Below are 452 nucleotides of genomic sequence, written 5' to 3'. Positions count from 1 at the left end.
GGGAACTCAAAGGAGACTGCCGGTGATAAACCGGAGGAAGGTGGGGATGACGTCAAGTCATCATGGCCCTTACGAGTAGGGCTACACACGTGCTACAATGGCGCATACAAAGAGAAGCGACCTCGCGAGAGCAAGCGGACCTCATAAAGTGCGTCGTAGTCCGGATTGGAGTCTGCAACTCGACTCCATGAAGTCGGAATCGCTAGTAATCGTAAATCAGAATGTTACGGTGAATACGTTCCCGGGCCTTGTACACACCGCCCGTCACACCATGGGAGTGGGTTGCAAAAGAAGTAGATAGCTTAACCTTCGGGAGGGCGTTTACCACTTTGTGATTCATGACTGGGGTGAAGTCGTAACAAGGTAACCGTAGGGGAACCTGCGGTTGGATCACCTCCTTACCTGTAAGATACATTGCTGCGTAGTGCTCACACAGATTGTCTGATGAAAAT

The 452-nt window shown here is 50.9% G+C and carries 1 rRNA gene; it reads left to right on the top strand.

Going from position 1 to position 452, the window contains the following annotated elements:
- Nucleotides 1-401: ribosomal RNA gene (locus tag HGT71_RS15645) — 16S ribosomal RNA — on the top strand; the annotation flags it as partial.
- Nucleotides 402-452: the final 51 nt, after the last annotated feature.

Source organism: Rosenbergiella epipactidis (genome assembly GCF_018494055.1).
Classification (GTDB): Bacteria; Pseudomonadota; Gammaproteobacteria; order Enterobacterales; family Enterobacteriaceae; genus Rosenbergiella; species Rosenbergiella epipactidis.
The sequence above is the reverse complement of the archived record's forward strand: the minus strand, read 5'-3'. Positions and strand labels throughout refer to the sequence as shown.